This is a genomic window from Hallerella succinigenes (genome assembly GCF_002797675.1).
Classification (GTDB): Bacteria; Fibrobacterota; Fibrobacteria; order Fibrobacterales; family Fibrobacteraceae; genus Hallerella; species Hallerella succinigenes.
Map to the genome: position 1 here is coordinate 24,341 of NZ_PGEX01000001.1, position 22,611 is coordinate 46,951.

Here is a 22,611-nt window from a genome sequence, read left to right on the forward strand (position 1 = left end):
CGATTTACCAGAAATCGCTGAAAGATCATAAAATCATCCAGAGCATGAGCCGTAAGGGCAACTGCCTGGACAATGCCATGATGGAGAACTTCTTTGGAATAATGAAGTCAGAGCTTCTCTACCCGAACACGTTCAGAAACATGGACCACTTCAAACAGGAGCTGAGGAAGTATATCGAATACTACAACAACGACCGGATAAAGCTGCGCCTAAACGGAATGAGTCCGGTACAATACCGGACTCATAACGCTGTTTTATCCTAACTTTAAACTGTCCAACTTTTTGGGTTCAGTTCAAGTGCGGGTCTTTTTCATAATCCTAACCGAGAATTACTTCGCGAACTTTTCGCTGGCCTTCTGCACCTTCGGGTCTGCCTGAGCAGCCTTGATCTTGCGCTTGATGTCTTCTTCAATGCCACGCTTGAGCTTGTTGGCGAGAGCGTCACCAAAACGGTCAGCGAGGGAATCGGAGAACGGTGCCGCTTTCTTCGGAGCCTGGTTAAACTTTCCAGCCGGACGACGACGAGGCTTTCTTGCAGCGGGTTTCTTGCTTTCAGCGGCGGTTGCGGTCTTAATTTCGGTGGTTTCTTTCTGTTCGTTCTCAGCCATTTTTTACCTCGGAAGAAGATGTGTATATAAATTTTCAGCGCCCAATTTAGAAAAAAAAAGTTCATTTTGGGATTATTTGACGTAAAACTGTAGTATAATTCACAAAACGCCCTCCAAAACTTATATTTTACGGACTTTTATACAGACAATCACGTAAGGGATTTTTAGTTTTGCGAAGTGTATAAATCTCTACCAAAGAGGATGAGAATGATGAATAAAAAACTTTTGGCCGCAACGCTTGCCCTTTCATGTGGAATGGCATTTGCGGAAACCGGATTGGAAGGTGGCGCCGATGGTTTGCACCAGCAAAGTGCTAAAACTTTAGGCCAGGGCACGATTTCTGCCGGAATCGGTGCACAGGGCGTTGTCGATTCCAAGGCCTCCGCCTACAATTACACCTACACAACTGACGGTGAGCAAACAGTCGTTGGAAACTTGATTCCATCCATGTCCTTTAACGTCCACGCCGCCATCGGTATTTTGGACTGGTTGGACTTCGGCATCGTACTCCCGGTTCACTATGATGACGTATATCCGGATAACGATGGCGATTTGTACGGCTGGGGTATCGGCGACTTGCAGACCTGGTTAAAAGTGCGTCTGCCGGTGTTTGATACCACCGACATCGTGAATGTCGCTTTTCTCGGCCAGATGTATATTCCTACCGGTGATGACATTTCCGGCATGCGTCCCCGTCACGCTTGGTACGCAAACCCTTATGGCGGAACCAACGCTTACTCTGCAGACGACTGGGCTTTGGAAGCGAGCCTGCTCTTGACTTTGGATTTCAACAAGATGGGCATTCCATTGCGTTGGAATAACAACATCGGTTACGTTGGAACAATTGGTGAAGGTTCTAACACAATGCTCTACGGCACGGGCTTGAACTTTACCGCCATCAAGGCCGCAGACCTGTTCCTCGAATACTGGGGCGAAATGCGCATTGAAAAAACAACCGAAGTCCACTCTCGCGACCCGCTCCGCGACCCGATGTGGATTACTCCGGGTGTGCGTTTCCACCTCGCTCAGGGGGTGGATCTCGCCTTGGGCTTCGATCTGGGTGTAACAGCTTTGATTCCAGAAGAAAAGCTTAAGAATAAATATGTTGTTGTTGAAAAACGTGACAACGGCAAAAGTACCAAGTACGCCGTCGGGGCTCCGATGTACGGCATGTCCGCACTCCTTACCTGGAAGGGCAATCCGTTTAAGGGCGCCAAGGATCAAGATGGTGATGGCGTCGAAGACAACAAGGACCAGTGCGCTCACACTCCGGAAGGCGTGAAAGTTGACGAAAAGGGCTGCCCGCTCGATGAAGACGGCGACAAAATCCCGGACTACCTCGACCAGTGCAAGGGCACTCCGGCTGGTACCGAAGTCGATAGCATCGGCTGTCCGGTCAAGAAGGATACCGCAGCTGCTGATACAGCAAAGCCTGCCGCAGACACCGCCAAGCCTGCTCCGATTGACACCGCAGCTATCTGCGCCGCAATCTCTGACAGCGATAAGGATAACGTCGCAGACGCTCAGGATAAATGCCCGAATACGCCGGCAAGAGCCATCGTCGACAGCACCGGTTGCCCGATCGATAGCGATAAGGACGGCGTTGTAGACGGCCTTGACCAATGTCCAAACAATCCAGCAGGAGCCCTTGTAGACAGCACCGGTTGTCCGGTCGACTCCGATAAGGACGGTGTTCAGGACTATAAGGACAAGTGCCCTAATACTCCGGTAGGTACCAAGGTGGATTCCGTCGGCTGCACTCTCGATAGTGACTTGGACGGTGTGATCGACGCAATTGATCAGTGCCCGAACACGCTCCAGGGCGTGGAAGTGAACGAAGTCGGCTGCCCGATTCGCAAAAAGGAAGACTTGAGCAAGCTCCGCAAGGGCATTCAGTTCAAGCTCAACTCCGCAATCCTCACCAAGAAGAGCTACGGAACCTTGGACGATATCGTCGGACTGATGAATAAGTACGAACAGGCTAAGATCGAAGTTCAGGGTCACACCGATAACAGCGGTAAAGAATCCTACAACCAGAATCTTTCTGAACGCCGCGCTAAGACCGTTGCCGACTACATCATCAAGAAGGGTGTCGCTACAGACCGCGTCCGTGCTGCTGGCTACGGTTCATCCCACCCGGTCGCTGACAACAAGACGAAGGCTGGCCGCGAAGCGAATCGCCGCGTGGAACTCATCCCGTTTCACTAATCCGTCTCGTTCTGTAGAATTTGCAAAAGCCCCATCCCGTGGGGCTTTTGTTGTATATATTTTGAGAGAAAATCCTACGAGGAATTTATGAACGAAGAACGTCGAAAGTTGAGAGATGATGTTTACACACAAATGATGCTCGCCCAGGCGCGCCTGTCGAAAGACGCCAACACGCAGATGGGCGCCGTGCTCGTATCGGGCGATGGTCGCGTTCTCAGCACGGGCTATAACGGTGCCCCGGCAAGCTTTGACGACGCCACCATCCCGTACACCCGTGAAAAGCAAAAGCTTGCCTACGATCTTTTAGACGCCGACTCAGGCGCCCTCATTTCGCACCACGAGTTCGAAGCGAACAAGTACCCGTTCATGGTCCACGCCGAAATCAATGCGCTGCATTACGCCCGCGGAAAGGTTCCCCCAGGTTCCAAGCTCTACGTTATCGGCTTCCCCTGCGAACGTTGCGCTCTCGAAGTTTCCCTGTCCGGCGTCTCGGAAGTTTTCGTCACCAAGGACGATTACGACCCCAAGTCCACGCTCAACAACAGCCGCGACACAGCCTACTACATGTTCGCTCAAGCAGGCATCATCGTCACGATCTGCGGCAAGCGCATGCGCCCCGTCATTTCTAAGGTTCAGTGAGCTGCCGAACCCCGTGTCTTTGCGATCGAAGCTTTACAAGACTCTGCAACTTGTTGCAGTAGTCGAGTTATCCTCTCCGAGGAGAACTTATCTAATCGCCACCTACTGCATCTCGCTATGACAGCAAAAAAGGACTTCGCTTTGCGAAGTCCTTTTTCTCGGGGTAGCCAGATTCGAACTGACGACATTCTGCTCCCAAAGCAGACGCTCTACCAGACTGAGCTACACCCCGTCGGTGTGCAACAAATATAATAAAAACTCGTCCCTTGCGTAAAGTTTTTTCTCAAAGACTCTTCGCCAGTGTCATTGCGAAAGGCGCAGTCTTGAAGCATACAAAAAGGGCATCGCATGCGACGCCCTTCTCTTTTCAAAAGATTTGAAAATTACTTGTCGGTGAGGAATGCAACACCCGGAAGGACCTTGCCTTCGAGGAGTTCGAGAGAAGCGCCACCACCGGTAGAGGTGTGGGTCACCTTCTTATCTGCACCGAACTTCTTAGCAGCCGTAGCCGTATCGCCACCACCGATCACGGTGATTGCGCCAGCTGCAGTCGCTTCGACAATAGCGTCAGCCATCGCCTTCGTAGCCTTTGCGAATGCATCGAATTCGAACACGCCAGCCGGACCGTTCCAGACGATCGTCTTAGCGGACTTGATCGCGTCGCAGAAAATTTCCGTAGACTTCGGACCCACATCGAGACCCATCCAGCCTGCCGGAATGCCTTCGGCATCGGTCACAACCTTGTTAGCGGCAGCGGCGTCGAACTTTTCAGCAGCAACGTAGTCGACCGGAAGAATAATCTTCTTGCCAGCCTTCTTAGCCTTTTCGAGGAGTTCCGGAACGAGCTTTGCTCCTTCTTCGTCGAAGAGGGAGTTGCCGATTTCGATACCGTCAATCACCTTCTTGAAGGTGAAAGCCATGCCGCCGCCGATGATGATTTCGTCAGCCTTGTCGAGGAGGTTGTTGATGAGGAGAATCTTGTCAGCAACCTTGGAACCACCGAGAATAGCGAGGAACGGACGCGGAGGATTGTTCAAAACCTTGTCGAAAGCCTTGAGTTCCTTGTTCATGAGGAAGCCGGCAGCCTTCTGCGGAAGGTTCACACCAACCATGGAGGAGTGTGCACGGTGAGCGGTGCCGAATGCGTCGTTCACATACACGTCTGCGAGCTTGGAGAGAGAAGCGCGGAAAGCTTCGACTGCAGCCGGATCAGCCTTGATCTTGGTTTCGGTGCCGTCTTCGTTCTTGACCTTTGCCTTGCCTTCTTCTTCGATGTGGAAGCGGAGGTTTTCGAGAAGGATGATTTCACCCGGCTGAGCCTTGGCACATTCTGCTTCGACTTCTGCACCGCAGCAATCGTTCAAGAACTTCACCGGCTTCTTGATGAGTTCTTCGAGCTTCTTTGCGACCGGAGCGAGCGAGAACTTAGCGTTCACCTTGCCGTTCGGACGTCCGAGGTGGGAAGCGAGAATCACAGCAGCACCCTTGTCGAGAGCATACTGGATGGTCGGGAGAGCGGCTTCGATACGCTTCGTGTTGGTGATTTCACCAGTCACCTTGTCCTGCGGAACGTTGAAGTCAACGCGAATGAAAACGCGCTTGCCAGCGAGTTCAAGATCTTCAATGGAAAGTTTGGCCATCGTAGTACCTTCTGTTAGGTTAGAGTTAAAATTTACCAACTGAAATATAAAAAAATCGCCAGTTTTAAGCGAGCGATTTCAGAGCTTTAAGCGCTTACTGCATTACATGCAAGTGTAACCGCCGTCGACCGGCACCATAATACCGTTTACATAGCTCGATGCCGGAGAAGAAAGGAAAATGGCTGCGGTATCCAGTTCGCCTTCGTTGCCATAGCGTTCCGCCGGAATCATCGTTTTGGCGTTCTGCTGGAAGAAGTCCGAATCCAAGGTTTCCTGGGTGAGCGGGGTGTAAAAATACCCCGGGCAAATGGCGTTTACGGTAATGCCCTTACTGCCCCATTCCGCGGCGAGCGCGCGGGTGAGGTTCACCACGCCACCCTTGGCAGCATGATACGGCGCGGAACCGCAGATTTTATTGCCGACGAGGCCGTACATGGAAGCGATATTGATGATGCGTCCGTACTTCGCCGGGAGCATTGCCTTTTTAGCGACCGCGCGAGCGACCTTAAAGGTTCCGCCAAGATCCACGTTCAATTCACCGTTGAACTGATCGTCCGTAATATCTTCTGCCGGAGCGACTGCGCCCGTGCCAGCGTTATTCACGAGAACGTCGATGCGGCCAAACTTAACGAGGATTTCATCGACCGCCGCATTCACGCGGTCGGTGTCCGTAATATCGCACTGAACAGCCATGGTTTCGACGCCGTAGGTTTCCGCGATTTCTTTTGCAACCGCTTCAATCTTTTCTTTGCGACGAGCGAGCGCGACAATCTTTGCACCCTGATTCGCCAAGGCCTTGGCCATCTGAACTCCAAGCCCCGTGGAGCAACCCGTTACAAGAGCCACACGACCAGTCAAATCAAAATAGTTCTTCATTCTAAATCCTCCGTTGAATGGACTTTTTCAACATAGATAAAAAAGGAAGAAAAAAGTCTTTTTTTATAAAAAAAATCCGCCTTGATCCAAAAGTGACCGGCGGGATTTCTACAAACAAAAAAATTTACCGACTACGGAAATAATCTTTCAAATCTTCCGGAATGGCGATCGGGCGTCCGCGCTTTACGTCGACCAGAACCCATGTCGTGACCGCCGAAAAAATTTCCTTGCCGTCCGATTTGCGAACAAATTTCGAATGGCGGTTCGTGGAAACCTTGGAATACTCTGGGACCCATGTCGTGCCGACAATTTCATCGCCCAAAAACGCTTGTGCCTTATATTCCACATGCTGCGTTCGAATCATCCAGGCGCATCCAAGTTCACGCATCCGAGTAGTTCCACCGGTCACATCGGAGTGTTCGACGGCAATATCTTGAATCCATTCAACACACACAACGTTGTTCAAATGGTTGTTCTGGTCGATCATCGAATCGTCTACGCGAAATTCCTTGGTATATTCCACAAAATTCGGAATCTGTTCCATGGCTAAATGCATTTATGCACCTCTACAAATTATGGATTGTGCGCAAAACGAGAAAGGAAGGATTGCAAGCGTTCGTTCTTGGACTGTCCAAAAACATATTCCGGAGTTCCCTGTTCCACCACGACGCCGTCATCCATAAACAGCACCTGGTTCGCCACATCACGGGCAAAGGCCATTTCGTGCGTTACAATGACCATCGTCATTTCTTCTTTGGCAAGAGCCTTGATGACCTTCAAAATTTCGCCGGTGAGTTCCGGGTCAAGGGCACTCGTCGGTTCGTCAAAGAAAAGAACCTTTGGATTCATCGCGAGCGCGCGTGCAATGGAAACGCGTTGCTGCTGACCGCCCGAAAGTTCACACGGAAATGCACGAGCCTTGTCTTCAAGGCCCATTCCTTTGAGCAGGCGCATAGCGCGAATACGGGCGCTGTGCGGTTCGAGTTTTAAAACGCGGATCGGGGCAAGCGTTATATTCTGCAACACGGTCAGGTGCGGGAACAGATTAAAGTTCTGGAATACGAGACCCGTAGAAAGTCGAATTTCGTTAAGATCCGCCTTGGGAGCGTAACGGATCGGATCTGAACCGGGGACGACCAAGTTCTTGTTGCAAACGCGAACTTCCCCACCGTCCAAGGTTTCGAGCTGCGCAATGCAGCGCAGAAGCGTCGACTTTCCCGAACCCGAAGGGCCAATGATCGAGAGCACGTCGCCGCGCTTCATGTCAAACGAAATATCCTTCAGAATCTGAACTTTCTTTTTCTTCTTGGAATCAAAAAAGGACTTTCTGAGATGTCTAACTTCTAGAATGTGATCTTCCATAGCTCTACCGGTAATAATTCAACTTGCGTTCCAAATAACTGAAGAACACCGAAAGGATCAAGTTTGCCACGTAATAAAAGATGCCCGCGACGAACAGCGGAAAGATACTTGCGTAAGCGGCCTGTTGCTTTTTGGCGAGGGCAAAAAGTTCGGTCACTGCTATCACCTGCGCAAGGGAAGTGTCCTTTACAAGGGTGATCACTTCGTTTGCACTGGCCGGAACGACACGTTTTAAAACCTGCGGCAAAATAATGCGGAAAAAGGTTTGCACCTTGGTAAGTCCAAGCATCGTTGCCGCTTCGTACTGACCCTTCGGAATGGCTTCAATTCCACCGCGGAAGATTTCCGCAAAGTAAGCGGCATAGTTCACCGAGAATGCAAAGATGACCGCCGGAAAACGGTCAAAAGAAAGGTCTGCATTCATCGAGCGCGAAAGGTAATACGTTCCAAAGTAAATCGCAACAATCTGCAGCAAAAGAGGCGTACCGCGCATCACGGAAATGTAGAAGGTGACCGGATAACGAATCACCTTGTACTTCGACATTTTGAGGACTGCGACAAGCAGACCGAGCGGAATCGAGAAAAAAAGAGTAAGTCCAAAAATCGCAAGGGTCGTTCCAAAACCCTGTGCGAGAATCGGAAGCAGATTTTGTATTTCGGAAATCACTTGCCAAACCACTTTGTAGAAATTTCAGCAAACTTGCCGTCTGCCTTCATGGCCGAAAGAAGACTGTCAACCGTGTCGCGAAGCTTTTGGTCCTTTTTGCGGAAGGCGACTGCGTAAACTTCATCGGAAAGTCCTTCGCTCAGAACCTTAAAGCTCTTGGAGTTCGAAGTAATCCAGTACTTCGCTACGATTTCATCGAGGAAGACCGCGTCCACGCCGCCCTTGTCCAAGTCGAGAAGAGCGGTCTGGTTGTCGTCAAACGAAAGGATTTTCGCGGCGGCTTTGCCGACGTTCGATGCGTCGAGGATTTTTTGAGCGGTCGATCCGTTCTGGACTGCAATCTTTTTGCCGGCGAGAGAAGCGAGCGTCGAAAGAGAGGCGTCCTTGACGGTAAAGATCATGCGATTGTTGAGGTAAGCACCGGTGAGGTTCATCGCCTTTGCACGGGAGCTGTCCACCGAAAGACCGTTCCAGATACAGTCGATTTTACCCGTGTTCAGTTCCTGTTCCTTGGCGTCCCAGGAGATCGGCTGCGCGCGCAGCTTAACACCCAAGCGGGCTGCAACTTCCGTGGCGAGGTCTATGTCGAAACCTACAATCTGGTTGTCCTTGCTGCGGAATCCCATCGGCGGAAAAGAATCGTCCAGGCCGAGCACAAATTCACCTGCCTGCTTGACCTTTTCAAGAGACTGATCGCCTTGTTCTTTTTTAGAATCTTCGCCGTTGCAGGCGAAAAGGACGAACGCAGACAAAAGAATCAACATTTTTTTCATATTTGATGTCCTAGTGGAATGTATGTTCAACGGGAATTTAGAAAAAGACTCCGCCCATGCGCACGACGGCCCCGGTAAATACCACGCTAAACATGAACGTTCAGAGTGTCATTGCGAGCGGAACAAAGCAATCACTTCAGCCGGAACTTTTTGAACGAGAGCGCGGAAGCCACGGCAAACGTCATCGCCACCGCCACGGTCAAAATAACCGGCGCAAGGGAAATCGTGTAATAGGCGCGGGCAAAAACGTTCCCTAAAATCAAAAGCAAAAAGACGAACATATGCGCAATCTGATTCGTAGCACGGGCTGTTTTCACTCGGAGCGAAATAAAGAGCGCAATTCCCGTAAATACAAAGCTCGTTAAAATACCGAGCAAGATAGACTTTGCATAAACGCCAAAATCCCAGAATCCCGTCGCAAGCACATACGCCGTTTCCGCAACCACCACGAACACGAGCGGCAGCGGAATCAGCGCGAGCAGTTTTCCGTAAAAAATCGACGCGGGCTTCACCGGCAAAAGCATCAACAGTTCCAAAGATCCGCGTTCACGTTCGCCCGCAAAACTGTCGGACGCAAGCGGCACGACCATCGGGGCAATCAAAAGGGCGCAGATCAGCATCATCCGCGTAAAGACCATCGGATCGTTTTCTCCCGGGAGCAGCACAAGTTGAGACACAATCAAAAGAATCGGCGGCAAAACAAAAGGGATCAAGAACTTCGGTTCGCGCAAAATCATGCCCAGTTCGTGGCGCGCTATTTTCCAAGTCGCATTCTTCATTTGCCAAAATTTCCTTCCGCTGTCTGGATCGCTCCACGGTAAACCGATTCGAGCGAAGCCTTGCCCGATTCCACATGTGCAATCTTTGCGTTTGGCGGAAATCCGTTCTTAAAAGCATCCGTCGATGTGCCTTCCGGCAACTGCACGTGCAGGATGAATTCATCGGTGCAAAGTTCACTCATCTTTTCGGAGCGCAAAATCTTACCCTTGTAAAGAATCGCGTAAGACGTTGCCACATGTTCCATTTCCGAAAGGATATGCGAACTCACGAGGAGCGTTCCGCCGTCTTGCTTTTTCCAATCGGATAAAAGTTCCCAGACCGCTTCACGGGCGCCCGGATCCAAATTTGCCACGGGTTCATCGAGCAGCAAGAGCCTTGGACGGTGAATCAGGGCGCGTGCGATTTGAACCTTTTGACGCGTTCCTTGCGAAAGCGTTCCCATTGCCGTAAAGACGCTCGGCAGTTCTAACTTTTGAGCGAGAGTTTCGATTCGCGAATCCACATCCTTTACGTTGTAAAAAGACGCAAAAAATTTCAGGTATTCCGCAATCGAAAGTTTGGGATACGTTCCCGGATTTTCTAACAGAATTCCGCACTTCGAAAGGTCCAGACCGCCATCTGAATTTTTGAATTCTTCTGCAATCGAAAGAGCGTTCGAATTTGCCGCAAGGCGTCCGCACAAAATACGAAGGAGCGTCGTTTTCCCAGCCCCGTTCGGGCCGAGAAGCGCTAAGGATTCCCCTGTTTCCAGGGAAAGATTTACACAATCCAGCGCCAAAAAATCGGACTTGGGATAGGTATAGGAAAGGCCGGAAAATTGAAAGACGGTCCGCATACGTTTCTGCAATTTAGAAATTTCTATATTGCAAGCTATGTCTGATCCAATTTCTAAAGAAGGTTTCGATAAACTGATGGAGGAATGGAAACGCCTCAAATTTGTCGAACGCCCAGAAATGCAACGCCAGGTCGGCGCTGCCGCCGCCGAAGGAGACCGTTCCGAAAACGCGGCCTACACCTACGGCAAAATGCGCCTGCGCGACATCGACCGCCGTCTGCGAGAGCTCGATAAAATTCTTGATCATGCGAAAGTCGTCTCCACCGAAGCCCCGGCCGACGGTTCTATCCGTTTTGGAGCAACGGTAACGCTCGAAGACCGCAAAACGCGCAAAAAACGCGTTTACACCCTCGTCGGCGTCCAAGAAATCGATCCGCTCCAGGGTAGAATCAGTGTAAGTTCCCCGGTGGGTCAAGCTTTGATCGGCAAAAAGAAAGGCGAGATTGTTCCTATCACGGTTCCCCGCGGTGCCATCGAATACAGCATCATCGAGATTGAATACAAATGAACTTCGTCGATTCCCACTGTCACATGGACGCCTATACGGAAAAATCCGGCGTTGAATTTGATACCTGGTGGAACTCGGTCGACCCCAAGCCCGATGCGCTCGTTCACGTTTCGTGCGAAGAGCCGACGTTTGAATACGCCAAGAAGATTTCCGATCAATATCCGAACGTTTACGCGTCTTTCGGCGTGCATCCGCTCAATGCGGATTTTTACAATGAACGCGTGGAACAGGAACTTTTAAAACTCTGGGCTCGGCCAAAAACGGTCGGCATCGGAGAAATCGGTTTCGAATACCATTACGAATGCGCAAGTCACAAAAAGCAGCGTGCAGTTTTTGAGCGCCAGCTCGAAATCGGTTTGCCGTTCCAGAAGGTTTTTGTTTTGCACTTGCGTGAAGCGGAAGAAGATTCGCTGTCCGTGTTGCGGAATGCGAACCTAAAGGGCGCGACTTTGCACGTGCACAGTTGCACGACCAGCGCCCACTTCGTCGACGAAGTTCTGAAACTTCCCTGCCGCGTTTACGTTGGGTTCACCGGAATCCTTACATTCAAAAGTGCGGCAGACGTACGCGAAGCGGCAAGCCACGTTCCACTCGACAGGCTTTTGCTCGAAACGGATTCGCCGTATCTTGCACCGGTTCCGCATCGGGGTAAGGTCAGCCACGCAGGAATGATCCCGGATACGGGAAAGGTTCTTGCCGAAGTCCAGGGGGTTCCCTTCGAAGAGCTGATGATGACCGTTCGACAGAACACGCGTGACTGCTACGGAATTTAAGCGTTTTTTGTTTTCCAATAGAAGCTCCTCAGTGACGAGGAGCTTTTTTTGATACATTTCGTTTCTCAATCAAATGATTTTGAGAACATATTACATACTATTTAGAATTCAATAATCTTTAATTTTAATCTATTTTACGCAATTTCTAAACATAAGTAATTTTCCTATTGACTTTCAGTCCGCTTTTGTTTACCTTTATTTTTGAGAACATTCTCAAACTGATAAAGGATTGGTGATTATGCTTAAAAAATTCGCTATCTTCTCCTCAGTCGCCTTTGGGCTTGCCACTTCTGCCCAGGCTCTCATAATTAGCAAGTCCGGCGGCTGGTTCGAAACCGTTTACGCCCAATGGGCTCCGGTCAGCGGGGCGACCCGCTACAACGTTTATTGCGACGGCACCCTGATCGACGATGCGCTCGTCCGCACCTATTCTTCTTATGTACGCGCCGATATTCCGGGCGTGACCGCAGGTTCTCACACGATTCAGGTTGCGGCAGTGACCTCTGGATCGGAAACAGAATCCGCCTCCGTGACCGCAACCGCCATTGCTCACGACCGCGCGGGTTTTGCCTTTAACAACGGTCACGTTCCGGGCGCTTACAACACCGATGGTACGCTCAAGAGCGGCGCAGTCGTCATCTACGTTTCTGAAAACACGAAAAATACGGTCACACTCGACGTTCAAACCAAAAGCAACGGCACAACGACCACGTGCAAAAGCTTCCAGGGCATTTTGAACTGCATGAAGAAAGGTTATGAAACCCGCCCGATCGACTTCCGCTTTATCGGAAACGTTACCGATTCCGATTCTCTCGTCGCAGGCGACATGGTAATCGATCTCGGATCTTCGGAAACTTCTTACCTCACCATCGAAGGCATTGGCGAAGACGCTACTGCAAACGGCTGGGGCATCCGTTTAAAGAACGCGCAAAACGTGGAAATTCGCAATCTCGGCATTATGAATGTGGATAGCGATGAAGGTGACGACATCGGTCTTCAGCAGAACAACGCTTACATTTGGGTGCACAACGTGGACTTCTTCTACGGCGATGCGGGTTCCGACGCCGACCAGGCAAAGGGAGACGGTTCTCTCGACTGCAAAAAATCTACGTACATCACCTTCAGCTACAACCACTTCTGGGACAACGGCAAAAGTAACCTTCTCGGCCTTTCCGAAGGTACCTACAGCTACAATTCCACCGACTACTACATCACCTATCACCACAACTGGTACGATCATTCCGATAGCCGTCACCCGCGCGTGCGCTACTACAACGCCCACGTTTACAACAACTACTACGATGGCAATGCAAAGTATGGCGCAGGCAGCACCGAAGGCTCTTCGATCTTCATGGAAGGCAACTACTTCCGTAACTGCAAATACCCGATGCTCACCTCGATGCAGGGTAGCGACCTTTACGCGGGTACGTCCACGGCAAGCAATGACAACGCCACATTCAGCAAAGAAGACGGCGGAACGATCAAAGCTTACAACAACTACATGACGGGCACTTATACCTTCATTCCTTACGGCGCAAGCTCTTATGTGAATAAGGGTTCCATGGAGACCGCATCTTCGATGGGAGTGGCCACGACGACGGACTTTGACGCCTACGTGGTGGCGAACAAGAGCACTACCGTTCCAAGCAGCATCACTTCAAAGCAAGGCGGACATTATTACAGCAACTTCGACACCGATTCCAAAATGTATGCGTATACGGCAGAATCTCCGGAAAACGCGAAGACGACGGTAGAATCCTATGCCGGACGTATGAACGGTGGCGATTTCGACTGGGCATTCACCGATGCAGATGACGAATCCTATGCGGTGAATACCGCTCTCAAGAGCGCATTGCAATCGTACACGGGCTCCGTCAAGAGCATCCAAGGCGATGGTGAAGTCGTGATTACGAGCTCTAACAGCACAGGCTCATCAAGTTCCGCTACATCTTCGAGTTCTTCCGTTTCTTCGAGCAGTTCTAAAACCTCTTCCAGTTCGACCGTTTCTTCGAGCTCTGTTGCGACTTCCGGAACCATTACCGGCGACATCGTCCACAACTTTACCGAAGACGGCGTGGAAAGCGACGTGTTTGAAATCATGGGAAGTCTCTCTACTACCAAGGGTTCCGTAACCTACGACGGCGAAACTCTGACCCGTTGCCTCAAAATGGAATCTTCGACTTCCATCACGTTCACCCTGAGCACTTCGGGAACGATGCGGCTCGTATTCCTCGAAAGCTTCACCGGAGCCGTGAAAGTGGACGACACCAAGTACACCGCTACTGCGGGCATCGCGACTGTGGACCTTGCCGCAGGATCTCACACGATTACCAAGGCTGACGTCTCCTTCCTCTTCCTAATCGTCATCGATCTCGACGAAAACGGTTCGAGTTCCGCATCTACAGAAAGCAGTTCAAGTTCCGCATCTGCAGAAAGCAGTTCGAGTTCCGAAGAATCGACCGCCATTCAGACGCAGCTTGCGAACATTCCTGCAGGTATTTCCTTTAACCGTCAGACGAGCCACCTCACCGTGGGCTGCGCTGCGGTCAGCCGCGTCGAAATCTTCTCCATCAGCGGTGAAAAGGTTCTCCATTCTGCAAACGGCACTCAGGTCTTCAACCTCGATATGCTGCCGAGCGGCATCTACCTTGTACGCGCCAAGACCGCGGAAGGCATGCAACAGATGAAGTTCTTCAAGGAATAAAAAGCATTCACCCCAAATCGAAGGCGGACGTCGTAAGGCGCCCGTCTTTTTACTAAATTTTTGCTGTCTTAAAATAAAGAGGTTCTCACATGAGCAAGAATTATAAAATCGCAGTTCTCCCGGGCGACGGTATCGGTCCGGAAGTGATGAAGGAAGCTGTCCGCGTTCTCGATGCCGTGGCAGAAAAGTTTGGTTTTAGCACCGAAAAGGAATGGGCTGACGTCGGCGGTATCGCTTACGATCATTTTAAGCATCCGCTTCCGGAAAGCACTCTCAAGACGGGTGAAGCTGCAGACGCAATTCTCTTCGGTTCTGTCGGCGGTCCGAAGTGGGAATCCCTGCCTCCTAACCTCCAGCCGGAACGCGGCGCTTTGCTCCCGCTCCGCAAGCACTTCAAGCTTTTCTGCAATCTCCGCCCGGCCAAGGTTTACAAGGAACTCGCCCCGGCTTGCCCGCTCCGCGCAGACATCGTCGGTGACGGCTTCAACATCCTCACGGTCCGCGAACTCACCGGTGACGTTTACTTCGGTCAGCCGAAGGGTCGCGAAGGCTCGGGCAAAGACGAAATCGGCTACGACACCATGAAGTACAGCCGTTACGAAGTCGAACGTATCGCTCGTTTCGCATTCGAAGCTGCGAAGGGCCGTCGCAACAAGGTTGCAAGCATCGACAAGGCAAACGTTCTTACCACGAGCGTCTTCTGGCGCGAAATCGTGAAGGAAATCCACGACAACGAATTCCCGGAAATTGAACTCGAAAACCTCTATGTGGACAACGCCGCTATGCAGCTCCTCCGCCGTCCGCGTGACTTCGACGTTCTTCTCTGCCCGAACCTCTTCGGCGATATTTTGACCGATGAATGCGCAATGCTCACCGGTTCCATGGGTCTTCTCCCGTCCGCTTCTATCGCTGAAGGATCCTTCGGTCTGTATGAACCGGCGGGTGGATCCGCTCCAGACATCGCCGGCAAGGGCATTGCAAACCCGCTCGCCCAGATCCTTTCCGTGGCCCTTATGCTCCGTTATTCCTTCAAGGAAGAAGAAGCCGCGAAGGCTATCGAAACCGCGGTAGAAAAGGCGATCAGCGCCGGTTACCGCACGGGTGAAATCTGGAAGGAAGGCGACAAGAAGGTCGGCACCACCGCTATGGGAGACGCAATCCTCTCCTTCTTGAAGTAATCCTTTAACGCTTCACAAAAAGCACTCGCCCATGCGAGTGCTTTTCTTTTTCCATAAAAAGCAGTAGGATTCCTTCTGCATTTTCAAAAAAAATGGAATTTAAATTCTGCGGAACTTCTTTGCCAAGTCCTTGCGGTTGAGCGATTCCAAACGATTTGCAAGTTCTTCACGCACCTGACCGTCCATCATGTGGATTTCATTCTTGTACGTGTCGAGATACTTTTCCAAGCGATCGAATTCACCGAGGGTGGCGAGCATGTTCACATAGTCCGGGCTCACGTAAACGGTCAAGCGGAACTTTTCGTGAGCATCCAAGAGCTCTTCCTTTCGCTTCGGAGAAACGACCTGGCAAAGGCTCATCAAGTGATATTCCTTCGGGAACTTTTCATAGAGCTTTTCGGCAAGATCCAAAGCTTCCTTCTGTTTTTCTTCCTTAAACAGAATGCCCACTTTCAAGTCCAAAAATTCTTCTTCGTCGCTGCCCGTCGGGTCCTTGACTTCGGCGAGAACACGGTTTGCATTCACCAGGTCATCGGTGACGTAATAAGCGTTTGCCACGTCGATGTGCGTCTTGTTCGAATGCTCCGGATCGGCGAGGTAGGCAAATTTTTCGTACTGCTGCGGATTCCCTGCACCGTCTGCAAAGTCCATAAGACCCGCGTAGATTTCGCCTTCATTTTCAAGATCGTGCGAAGTCACGGTCGAAACCACTTCCTGCATCACCTTTTCGAGCTCTTCTGCAGAAAGGAAGTCGTGAGTCGAAAGGAAGAGTTCCGTACGCGGTTCTTCTCCGACCGAGTTCACCACCAGGTCATGCATCAGGCTCATCACGTATTCGCGGTCTTCAAAGTCCTTCGCCTTTTCCACGAACTTGTCCACGGCGGCGGCAAAAAGTTCTTCCACCGCCATTTCGAGTTCTTCTTCGGATTCCGGAATTTCAAAGAATGCGCTGCAGTTCATAAACCAGCCGAGCATTTCCAAAACTTCACGGTCTTCCTTCAAGGCTTCGATTTTCTCAAACTGATCCGCAAGAACGTCATAAAGCTGACCTGCATCATCAATCGCATCGTGGTAACCCTTTGCGACTGTCAAAAGAACATCACGGATCTTGTCGGCAGCACTGCGGTTCGATTTTTCGAGTGCGACGGACTTCCAAACTTTTTTCTGCTTAGCCATTTATTTTTTCCCAATAATGCGTTGATAAATTTCTTGAGCCTTCGCTTCGTCGCCCGCATTGTAATAGGAATTCCCCACGTTCTCCGCTCCAATGCGGCCTTGGGAATTTCCCATTTTCCAAGCGCTCATGTAATTTTCAAGCGCTTCATCAAAACGATTCTGCGAAAAATAAATCTGTCCTAGGTCTACGTAGAGCTGATCGGAATCCTTCTTAAAGCGCAGACCTTCTTCGAGGGTAAAAATCGCCATCCACGGCGAAGCATCTTCCAGGTACATGTGGGCGAGGTAACGGCGCGCGGAGACGTTTTGCGGGTCGGTCAAAAGACCGTTTTCCATTTCGCGGATCGCCTTCTTGGATTGGCCCATTTTGGAGTAATAGTGCGAAAGCGTATAATGAACGTCTGCGCCCGCAGCCACAGAGTTATCCACAGCGCGCTTTAAGGTCTTGATTGCGTATTCGTAATCGCCGAGCTTTTCGTAAACTTCAGCAAGGCCATACCACGCATCAATGCGGTCCGGATTCAAACGGGTCGCCGCTTCAAAATGCTTTTGCGCAAGGGCAAGGCTGCGCGATTTAATAAAGCATTCGCCGAGCGCATAATGAATGTGATCGGTATCTTCACCGAGTTCCAGCGCTCTCTTGTACGCCACAATCGCAAGACCGTAATCCGAGCCGAGGTAATACAAGTCGCCGAGCAAGACCCAAGCCTTGGTAAAGTCCGGCATCAGCTCCACGGTACGCTTGTACGCAACCATTGCCACGTTATTCTTTCCCAGCTGCACGAGCGTGTTGCCCAGATTGAACCACGCAAAGGGTTCATAACGACCATCCTGAATCGCCGCGCGGTACATCTTGACCGCCTGCTTGTATTCGCCCTTGTCGTAAAGTTCGTTCGCCGCCTTAAAATAATCCTCTGCAAGGGCTTTCGGGCAAAGCGCAAAGACTGCAACCAGGCAAATTGCAAAACCGTTTACCATTCGAAGTATCCAGTGCTTACGGAACAAACTTGAACTCCTTTGTCGCCTTCTGCGCCACCGGATAATGCCCGAGTTTTGCCGGTTCAAACTTCCAACCGCGAATCGCCTTCAGCGCTTCCGTTTCAAAGCCGTATCCCGCAGGATCGACCGAAAGTACCTTCAAATTCGTGACGTTGCCGTACACGTCGATTACCATGTAAACCTTTACATAACCTGCAACGCCGAGCTTTTTCGCACGTTCAGGGTAAGAAGGATTCACCATCTTCAGCGCCTGGGCTTCTTCGTCCACATCGCCCGCTTCATACACCACATTCTGCATGCCGCCACCGGAACCGACTTCGACGCCATCGCCCGAGCCATCTCCACGGGCAAGCGAAAGATCCATGGCAAAGTTCGAAGTGGAGCGGGCGCTGTTCGAATGGCTCGTCACTTTGAACTTGTTCGGCTGAATGACCTTGTGAATCATTTTCTGCGGTTTCGTCTTCTGCTTTTCCTTCACCACGGTTTCGACTTCGGTAATCGCTTCGAGCGAAGGCTTTTTCGGTGCACTGTTATCCCGGAACAACAAGACGTTCAAAACCGGGACCGCCAAAAAAAAGAACGTATTCACGACAAGCGCAAAAACGACGGCAAAGAACCATCTGGAATGAAACAGAATTCCGGAAAGCTTCTTCAACCGCTACTCCTTCGATGCCGAAATGGAAACTTTACGCACATGCGCCAAATTGCATTCGTCGAGAACATCGACGATCTTTCCCGAAGGCGCATCCCGATCCGAAACAATAATCACCGGGCGATCAGGCGCCTCGTTCATCATCTGGCGCAAAATCGTTTGCAGCGAAGAAAGGTTCACCTGGGTTTCGTTAATATGCACAGTGCCCTGGCGTGTAATGCCAATCAGAATGCTTTCCTTGGAAAGCTCCTTGACCGTATTCGCCTTCGGCTTCGAAACGTCTATTCCCGTTTCACGTGTAAAGGTAGACGTCACAATAAAGAAGATGAGCAAGATGAACGTCATGTCCATCATCGGAGAAATATCGATACCGCCATAGTGACGGCGTCTGGGGCGGATAAAGCTCATTTTTCCTCCACAGAAAGCTGTTCGTTTTCAAACTGAAGCGCTTCTTTCCAGCACTTCGCCTTTAAATTGTTCAGGCGATTCAAAAGCTGATTGTTCGCAAGCACGATCGGGAACGATACGAGAAGCCCCGCCTGCGTCGTGAGCAGCGCTTCGGAAATACCGTCCGCAATCAGCACCGGATTTCCAAATCCAAAAAGCTGAATCGTGCGAAAAACATGGACCATGCCCGAAACGGTTCCCAAAAGTCCAAGCATCGGAGCAAGCGACGCACAAACGGAAATCGTCGGGAACGCCTTGTCAAATTCCACATCATACGCATGCGTCGCGAGCTTCAAGCTATTATCGACAGCGTTACGTCCAAGGCTCACCGCATCCGAAATGGATCGTCGGAGAGTGGCGAGCATTCCGTGTTCCCCACGGCTCTTGGCACGGCGATACACAAAGTAACGTTCGAACAAAAGAATCCACGCAAACAGCCCAATGAGGAAAATCGGGAACAACACCCAACCTCCCTGCACAAGCAAGGCGCGAATTTCTTCTAATGCCGAAAGTTTTGTCATCTTAGCCCTTGATCCAACGGGTATTCAAAACGGCAAGGCCCGCCTTTTCCATACGCGCACGAATCGTATCGGCACGGTTCGTTAAGAACGTCAGCAGGAACTGCAAAGGAATTGCGACAATTAGGCCCGCTTCCGTCGTCAAAAGCGCAACCGAAATGCCGCCGGCCAAAAGTTTCGGATCCGAAGTACCGTGCATCGTGATCACTTCAAACAACTGGATCATGCCCATCACCGTACCGAGAAGACCCGCAAGAGGCGCGGTCGTCGCCAAAACAGAAAGGGTCGAAAGTCCACGTTCAAGCGTCGGAACTTCACCGGCAAAGACTTCTTCGATCGCCTTTTCCGCAGCGGCACGGTCCGGATAATCCCGCAGAATTCCCGTCTTCACCACTTTACCGATCGAACCATGAAGCTTTTCTGCCAAAGCGCGGGCTTCGTCTATCTTGCCTTCCGCAGCGAGGTTCAAAACCTTGCGATAATGGAGCGAAGCACCCTTGATCGAAAGCACAACAATGCGTTCCAGTACAATCAAAAGGCCAAGGATCAAAAGAGCGGCGATTGGGTACATCAAAATACCGCCGTCATGGAACGCCTGCTTGATTTCATCCCACAGAGTCTTTTCTTCCGAATTGGCAAGTTCCGTCGAAAGGGTCGTGCTGAGAAGCACATCCACCGGCACCATCGCAAAAGCGGAATCCTTCGCCATGGCAAAAGCTTCATTCACTTCCGCACGCGGTTCCGCCGTATTCATATCGTGCCAGGTAAAAATCTGACCCTTATCGCCCGGAGCCGGAAGCATCATCGAAACGGAACTGTCCGCACCCGAAGAAGCGCGCATCGCATAGATGCCGCCAAGGCGCATTTCTTCGCCGAACACGACACGGCTACCAAAAACGAGTTCGCCCTTCTTCCATTCAATTTCACGGCTAAAGGCGAGTTCCCTCTTCGCAAGTTCTATCACGCTCTTCGCCACGCGCATCGGATCGTCGCGGTAAAGGAGCATGCTCTTTTCGGTACGGTTGAAATCATCAATCCGTTGCGGAATGTGATACGGAATTCCGCGGTCCTTCAGCTGGAACATCGGTTCGAGGATCCCCTTGTCCGCAGCAAGAGCCATGTATTCAGAGCGTTTCGTTTCCGTATTCGCCTTGACCTGGGCCAGGTCTTCACGGGCGATGCGTACGTTTTCTTCCAAGCGAACGCGCTCTTCCATTAAGCGGTCGAGTTCCTCTTTCGCTTCTTCGTACTTCTGGTTAAAAAGTTCGCGTTCCTGGTTCGCCTTTTCACGGTCATTCCAACGGGCCGCCACTTCCATGTCGCGCTTTTGACGTGCTTCTTCCAAATCGGCTTTCGCCTTGTTCAGTTCTGCACGCTGACGAACCAGATTGTCTCCGGCGACGTCTCCGCCGAGAGGCTGCTGAGCAAACAAGAGGCCCGTGCCGAGCACAACGGCCATCGAAATCTTTTTCAAGGAGAGCATTACTTTTTCACCTCCTTCTTTACAGGCGCCGTTTTTTCAGCGGCCGATTTTTCTGCCGAAACAGACTTTACCGCATCTCCTGTTGGAACAGGAATGCGCACGATATGCGGAGCGGCCTTCCCTTCCGCCACCCGAAGAGCATCCTTCACCTGAGCGCGTACTTCCAAAGAAGACGGGAGCTTTTTCCATTTATAAGCGCCATTCACATGATCGAGCCAGTAGTATTCCGTCTGGTCTGCACTTTCAAAGATAGCGGCGACGGCACCGTAGCGGAAATACTTTCCCTGCATCTGCTTGCCGGTTTCTGCATCGGTCAAATAGCCGTCCCAACTTTCCGTGGTGTAGCCCATACGGATGCGGTCCATAAAGACTTCGAGAATCCGTCCCAGAGCGTCATCCGGGGCGACGACTCCCTTGCGCAGTTCCGAAGCCATCTGCTTGAAGCTTTCCGCCGTTTCCGTGGCGCGGTAAGGAAAGTCCGCTTCAAAGTACGGAACCAGATCTTCGGCAACCTTTGCAAGTTCCTGCGCGTACTTCTGCTTACGAGCCTCGTACCAATGAGCGACTCCAGCAGACTTGTTGCGCGCTTCGTTCAAACGGGCAAGTTCCGCCTTCATCGTTTCGATTTCCGAACGGAGGGATTTCTTTTGGTTGTTCAGCGAAACGACTTTGTCACGTCCCGACTTAATAAAATCTTCGTGACGCTTCTTTTCGTCTGCATGCAGTTTCTTTTCACGGGAGGTTTCTTCGTTGACCGTTTTGATCTGTCTACGAACGCCGTCGACGGTTTCTGCTGCGTAGGCTACTCCCAAGCTTAAAATCAAGAATAAGGGAAGGATTCTCTTCATAGCTGCAAAGATACAAAAAACGCTTGACGTAAAGCCAAGCGTTGTAAAGGTTTTTAGGCAATCCTTAGCGGCCGAATTCCTTGATGTAAGCCGGCGTATTCTTTGCACCGTGCTTCTTCAAGTAAGAAATCAAACGGGTGTAGCCTTCATTCTTTGCCCAATCGAGAACCGAGTAACCCTGACCGCACTTGGCGTTCACATCTACACCCTTTTCAACGAGGTAAACCATTGCATCGTAATTACCGCCCTTCACAGCAAGGTGAATCGGGAAGTAAGTGTCTGCGCCACGGGTTTCGAGCGGAGCACCTGCGTCGCCGAGGATCTTCAAGATGTCTGCAGCACCGATCTTGGCCGCCAAAGCGACGGCAGCAGCGGTATTTGCAATTTCACCGGATTCCTTCATCTTGCTCACGAGGAATGCCACAACTTCCTTGTTCTGGCGTTCGATCGCATCTTCGAGATAGGTCTTGCCGGCGCTGTTCGTGCCGTCAAGCTTTGCCCCGTGATTTACAAGGTACTGGAGAATGTCGATTTTGCCCTTGTTCACAGCGATGGCGACAGCGGAGTTGCCATTGTCATCGGTCGAGTTGATATCGTAAGAAGCCTGGAGGAAGAGAGTCATGCTCGCGGTATCGCCCGGTGTCACGTAAGAAATAAACTTATTCGGAGTAAACGGAATCTTCTGCTTGGTGAGGTACTTGCGGACAGAAGCCGGATCATTCGGATCCATTTTGTCATCACAAGCGGTGAACATCAGCGAAAGCGCGCAGGCGCCGAGCACAAGAAGGGATTTCTTTTTCATTCGAAAGACTCCAGTAAAATTTAGTCCCCTTGAAAATACACAAAATTTCGCGCTTCGAATCCAAAAATATTGATTTTTTTCACTTGTTTATGCGTTTTTTTTGCGCTCCGAATGCTAAAAAATTGTAAACTTAGG

General features: G+C 51.0%; 24 protein-coding genes and 1 tRNA gene. 7 read left to right on the forward strand and 18 right to left on the reverse strand.

From position 1 onward, the window contains the following. The first annotated feature begins 35 nt into the window (after positions 1-35). On the forward strand, positions 36-263 hold the full coding sequence (locus BGX16_RS00095; RefSeq protein ID WP_277352377.1) for an IS3 family transposase: 228 nt from the start codon (positions 36-38) through the stop codon (positions 261-263). 66 nt (positions 264-329) lie between these two features. On the opposite strand, the gene BGX16_RS00100 is transcribed toward BGX16_RS00095, so the two are convergent. After that, the gene (locus BGX16_RS00100) at positions 330-608 is read right to left on the reverse strand and encodes a hypothetical protein (RefSeq protein ID WP_100424240.1); all 279 of its coding nucleotides are present in this window, start codon (positions 606-608) and stop codon (positions 330-332) included. A gap of 207 nt (positions 609-815) precedes the next feature. On the opposite strand from BGX16_RS00100, the gene BGX16_RS00105 reads away from it, so the two are divergent. Next, on the forward strand, positions 816-2,816 hold the full coding sequence (locus BGX16_RS00105; RefSeq protein WP_198514821.1) for an OmpA family protein: 2,001 nt from the start codon (positions 816-818) through the stop codon (positions 2,814-2,816). Positions 2,817-2,903: 87 nt separating this feature from the next. Continuing rightward, positions 2,904-3,455 carry a deoxycytidylate deaminase gene (locus tag BGX16_RS00110; RefSeq protein WP_100424242.1) on the forward strand — a complete coding sequence of 184 codons (552 nt, stop codon included), beginning with the start codon at positions 2,904-2,906 and terminating at the stop codon, positions 3,453-3,455. Between the two features lie 158 nt (positions 3,456-3,613). On the opposite strand, the gene BGX16_RS00115 is transcribed toward BGX16_RS00110, so the two are convergent. The 9 genes from BGX16_RS00115 to BGX16_RS00155 all read right to left on the reverse strand — a co-directional run bounded on the left by BGX16_RS00115 (position 3,614) and on the right by BGX16_RS00155 (position 10,388). Then, a tRNA-Pro gene (locus BGX16_RS00115) sits at positions 3,614-3,687 on the reverse strand. A 151-nt stretch (positions 3,688-3,838) separates the two neighbouring features. Beyond that, complete coding sequence (pgk, locus tag BGX16_RS00120; RefSeq protein ID WP_100424243.1) at positions 3,839-5,095, reverse strand: phosphoglycerate kinase; 1,257 nt, start codon at positions 5,093-5,095, stop codon at positions 3,839-3,841. Positions 5,096-5,197: 102 nt separating this feature from the next. Then, the gene (locus tag BGX16_RS00125) at positions 5,198-5,971 is read right to left on the reverse strand and encodes an SDR family NAD(P)-dependent oxidoreductase (protein ID WP_100424244.1); all 774 of its coding nucleotides are present in this window, start codon (positions 5,969-5,971) and stop codon (positions 5,198-5,200) included. 124 nt (positions 5,972-6,095) lie between these two features. Then, positions 6,096-6,527: an acyl-CoA thioesterase gene (locus tag BGX16_RS00130; RefSeq protein WP_100424245.1), complete on the reverse strand. Its 432-nt coding sequence runs from the start codon at positions 6,525-6,527 to the stop codon at positions 6,096-6,098. Between the two features lie 17 nt (positions 6,528-6,544). Then, the gene (locus BGX16_RS00135) at positions 6,545-7,333 is read right to left on the reverse strand and encodes an amino acid ABC transporter ATP-binding protein (protein WP_100424246.1); all 789 of its coding nucleotides are present in this window, start codon (positions 7,331-7,333) and stop codon (positions 6,545-6,547) included. A 4-nt stretch (positions 7,334-7,337) separates the two neighbouring features. Beyond that, complete coding sequence (locus tag BGX16_RS00140) at positions 7,338-8,000, reverse strand: amino acid ABC transporter permease (RefSeq protein ID WP_241899371.1); 663 nt, start codon at positions 7,998-8,000, stop codon at positions 7,338-7,340. Next, positions 7,997-8,773 carry an amino acid ABC transporter substrate-binding protein gene (locus BGX16_RS00145; protein ID WP_100424247.1) on the reverse strand — a complete coding sequence of 259 codons (777 nt, stop codon included), beginning with the start codon at positions 8,771-8,773 and terminating at the stop codon, positions 7,997-7,999. The genes BGX16_RS00140 and BGX16_RS00145 overlap by 4 nt, the downstream gene beginning before the upstream one ends. 131 nt (positions 8,774-8,904) lie before the next feature. Continuing rightward, positions 8,905-9,552 (reverse strand): ABC transporter permease, encoded by a 648-nt coding sequence (locus tag BGX16_RS00150; RefSeq protein ID WP_100424248.1) that lies wholly within the window; start codon positions 9,550-9,552, stop codon positions 8,905-8,907. Beyond that, positions 9,549-10,388 (reverse strand): ABC transporter ATP-binding protein, encoded by an 840-nt coding sequence (locus tag BGX16_RS00155; protein ID WP_100424249.1) that lies wholly within the window; start codon positions 10,386-10,388, stop codon positions 9,549-9,551. The genes BGX16_RS00150 and BGX16_RS00155 overlap by 4 nt, the downstream gene beginning before the upstream one ends. 37 nt (positions 10,389-10,425) lie before the next feature. Here BGX16_RS00155 and greA point away from each other — a divergent pair, with 37 nt between their 5' ends. The 4 genes from greA to leuB all read left to right on the forward strand — a co-directional run bounded on the left by greA (position 10,426) and on the right by leuB (position 15,551). Next, a complete protein-coding gene (gene greA, locus BGX16_RS00160) occupies positions 10,426-10,896 on the forward strand; it encodes a transcription elongation factor GreA (protein ID WP_100424250.1) in 471 nt (156 codons plus the stop codon). Next, complete coding sequence (locus BGX16_RS00165; RefSeq protein WP_100424251.1) at positions 10,893-11,669, forward strand: TatD family hydrolase; 777 nt, start codon at positions 10,893-10,895, stop codon at positions 11,667-11,669. The genes greA and BGX16_RS00165 overlap by 4 nt, the downstream gene beginning before the upstream one ends. Before the next feature lie 238 nt (positions 11,670-11,907). Beyond that, positions 11,908-14,373 carry a pectate lyase family protein gene (locus BGX16_RS00170; protein WP_100424252.1) on the forward strand — a complete coding sequence of 822 codons (2,466 nt, stop codon included), beginning with the start codon at positions 11,908-11,910 and terminating at the stop codon, positions 14,371-14,373. An 89-nt stretch (positions 14,374-14,462) separates the two neighbouring features. Continuing rightward, positions 14,463-15,551 carry a 3-isopropylmalate dehydrogenase gene (gene leuB / locus BGX16_RS00175; RefSeq protein ID WP_100424253.1) on the forward strand — a complete coding sequence of 363 codons (1,089 nt, stop codon included), beginning with the start codon at positions 14,463-14,465 and terminating at the stop codon, positions 15,549-15,551. Positions 15,552-15,650: 99 nt separating this feature from the next. Here the strand turns inward: leuB and BGX16_RS00180 are convergent, their stop codons facing one another. From BGX16_RS00180 to BGX16_RS00215, 8 genes are all read right to left on the reverse strand, one after another. Then, positions 15,651-16,727 carry a hypothetical protein gene (locus BGX16_RS00180; protein WP_100424254.1) on the reverse strand — a complete coding sequence of 359 codons (1,077 nt, stop codon included), beginning with the start codon at positions 16,725-16,727 and terminating at the stop codon, positions 15,651-15,653. Then, positions 16,728-17,705 (reverse strand): tetratricopeptide repeat protein, encoded by a 978-nt coding sequence (locus tag BGX16_RS00185; RefSeq protein ID WP_100424255.1) that lies wholly within the window; start codon positions 17,703-17,705, stop codon positions 16,728-16,730. It lies immediately after the preceding gene. A gap of 16 nt (positions 17,706-17,721) precedes the next feature. Beyond that, positions 17,722-18,381, reverse strand: coding sequence for an energy transducer TonB (locus tag BGX16_RS00190; protein ID WP_241899372.1), 660 nt, complete (start codon positions 18,379-18,381; stop codon positions 17,722-17,724). 3 nt (positions 18,382-18,384) lie between these two features. Beyond that, a complete protein-coding gene (locus tag BGX16_RS00195) occupies positions 18,385-18,786 on the reverse strand; it encodes an ExbD/TolR family protein (protein ID WP_100424256.1) in 402 nt (133 codons plus the stop codon). Next, complete coding sequence (locus tag BGX16_RS00200; protein ID WP_100424257.1) at positions 18,783-19,346, reverse strand: MotA/TolQ/ExbB proton channel family protein; 564 nt, start codon at positions 19,344-19,346, stop codon at positions 18,783-18,785. The genes BGX16_RS00195 and BGX16_RS00200 overlap by 4 nt, the downstream gene beginning before the upstream one ends. Before the next feature lies 1 nt (position 19,347). Continuing rightward, positions 19,348-20,826 (reverse strand): MotA/TolQ/ExbB proton channel family protein, encoded by a 1,479-nt coding sequence (locus BGX16_RS00205; RefSeq protein ID WP_198514822.1) that lies wholly within the window; start codon positions 20,824-20,826, stop codon positions 19,348-19,350. Continuing rightward, positions 20,826-21,674, reverse strand: a complete 849-nt coding sequence (locus BGX16_RS00210) for a DUF3450 family protein (RefSeq protein ID WP_241899373.1) — start codon at positions 21,672-21,674, stop codon at positions 20,826-20,828. Before BGX16_RS00210 ends, BGX16_RS00205 begins: the two co-directional genes overlap by 1 nt. Positions 21,675-21,738: 64 nt before the next feature. Next, positions 21,739-22,476, reverse strand: coding sequence for an ankyrin repeat domain-containing protein (locus BGX16_RS00215; RefSeq protein WP_100424258.1), 738 nt, complete (start codon positions 22,474-22,476; stop codon positions 21,739-21,741). Positions 22,477-22,611 lie beyond the last annotated feature (135 nt).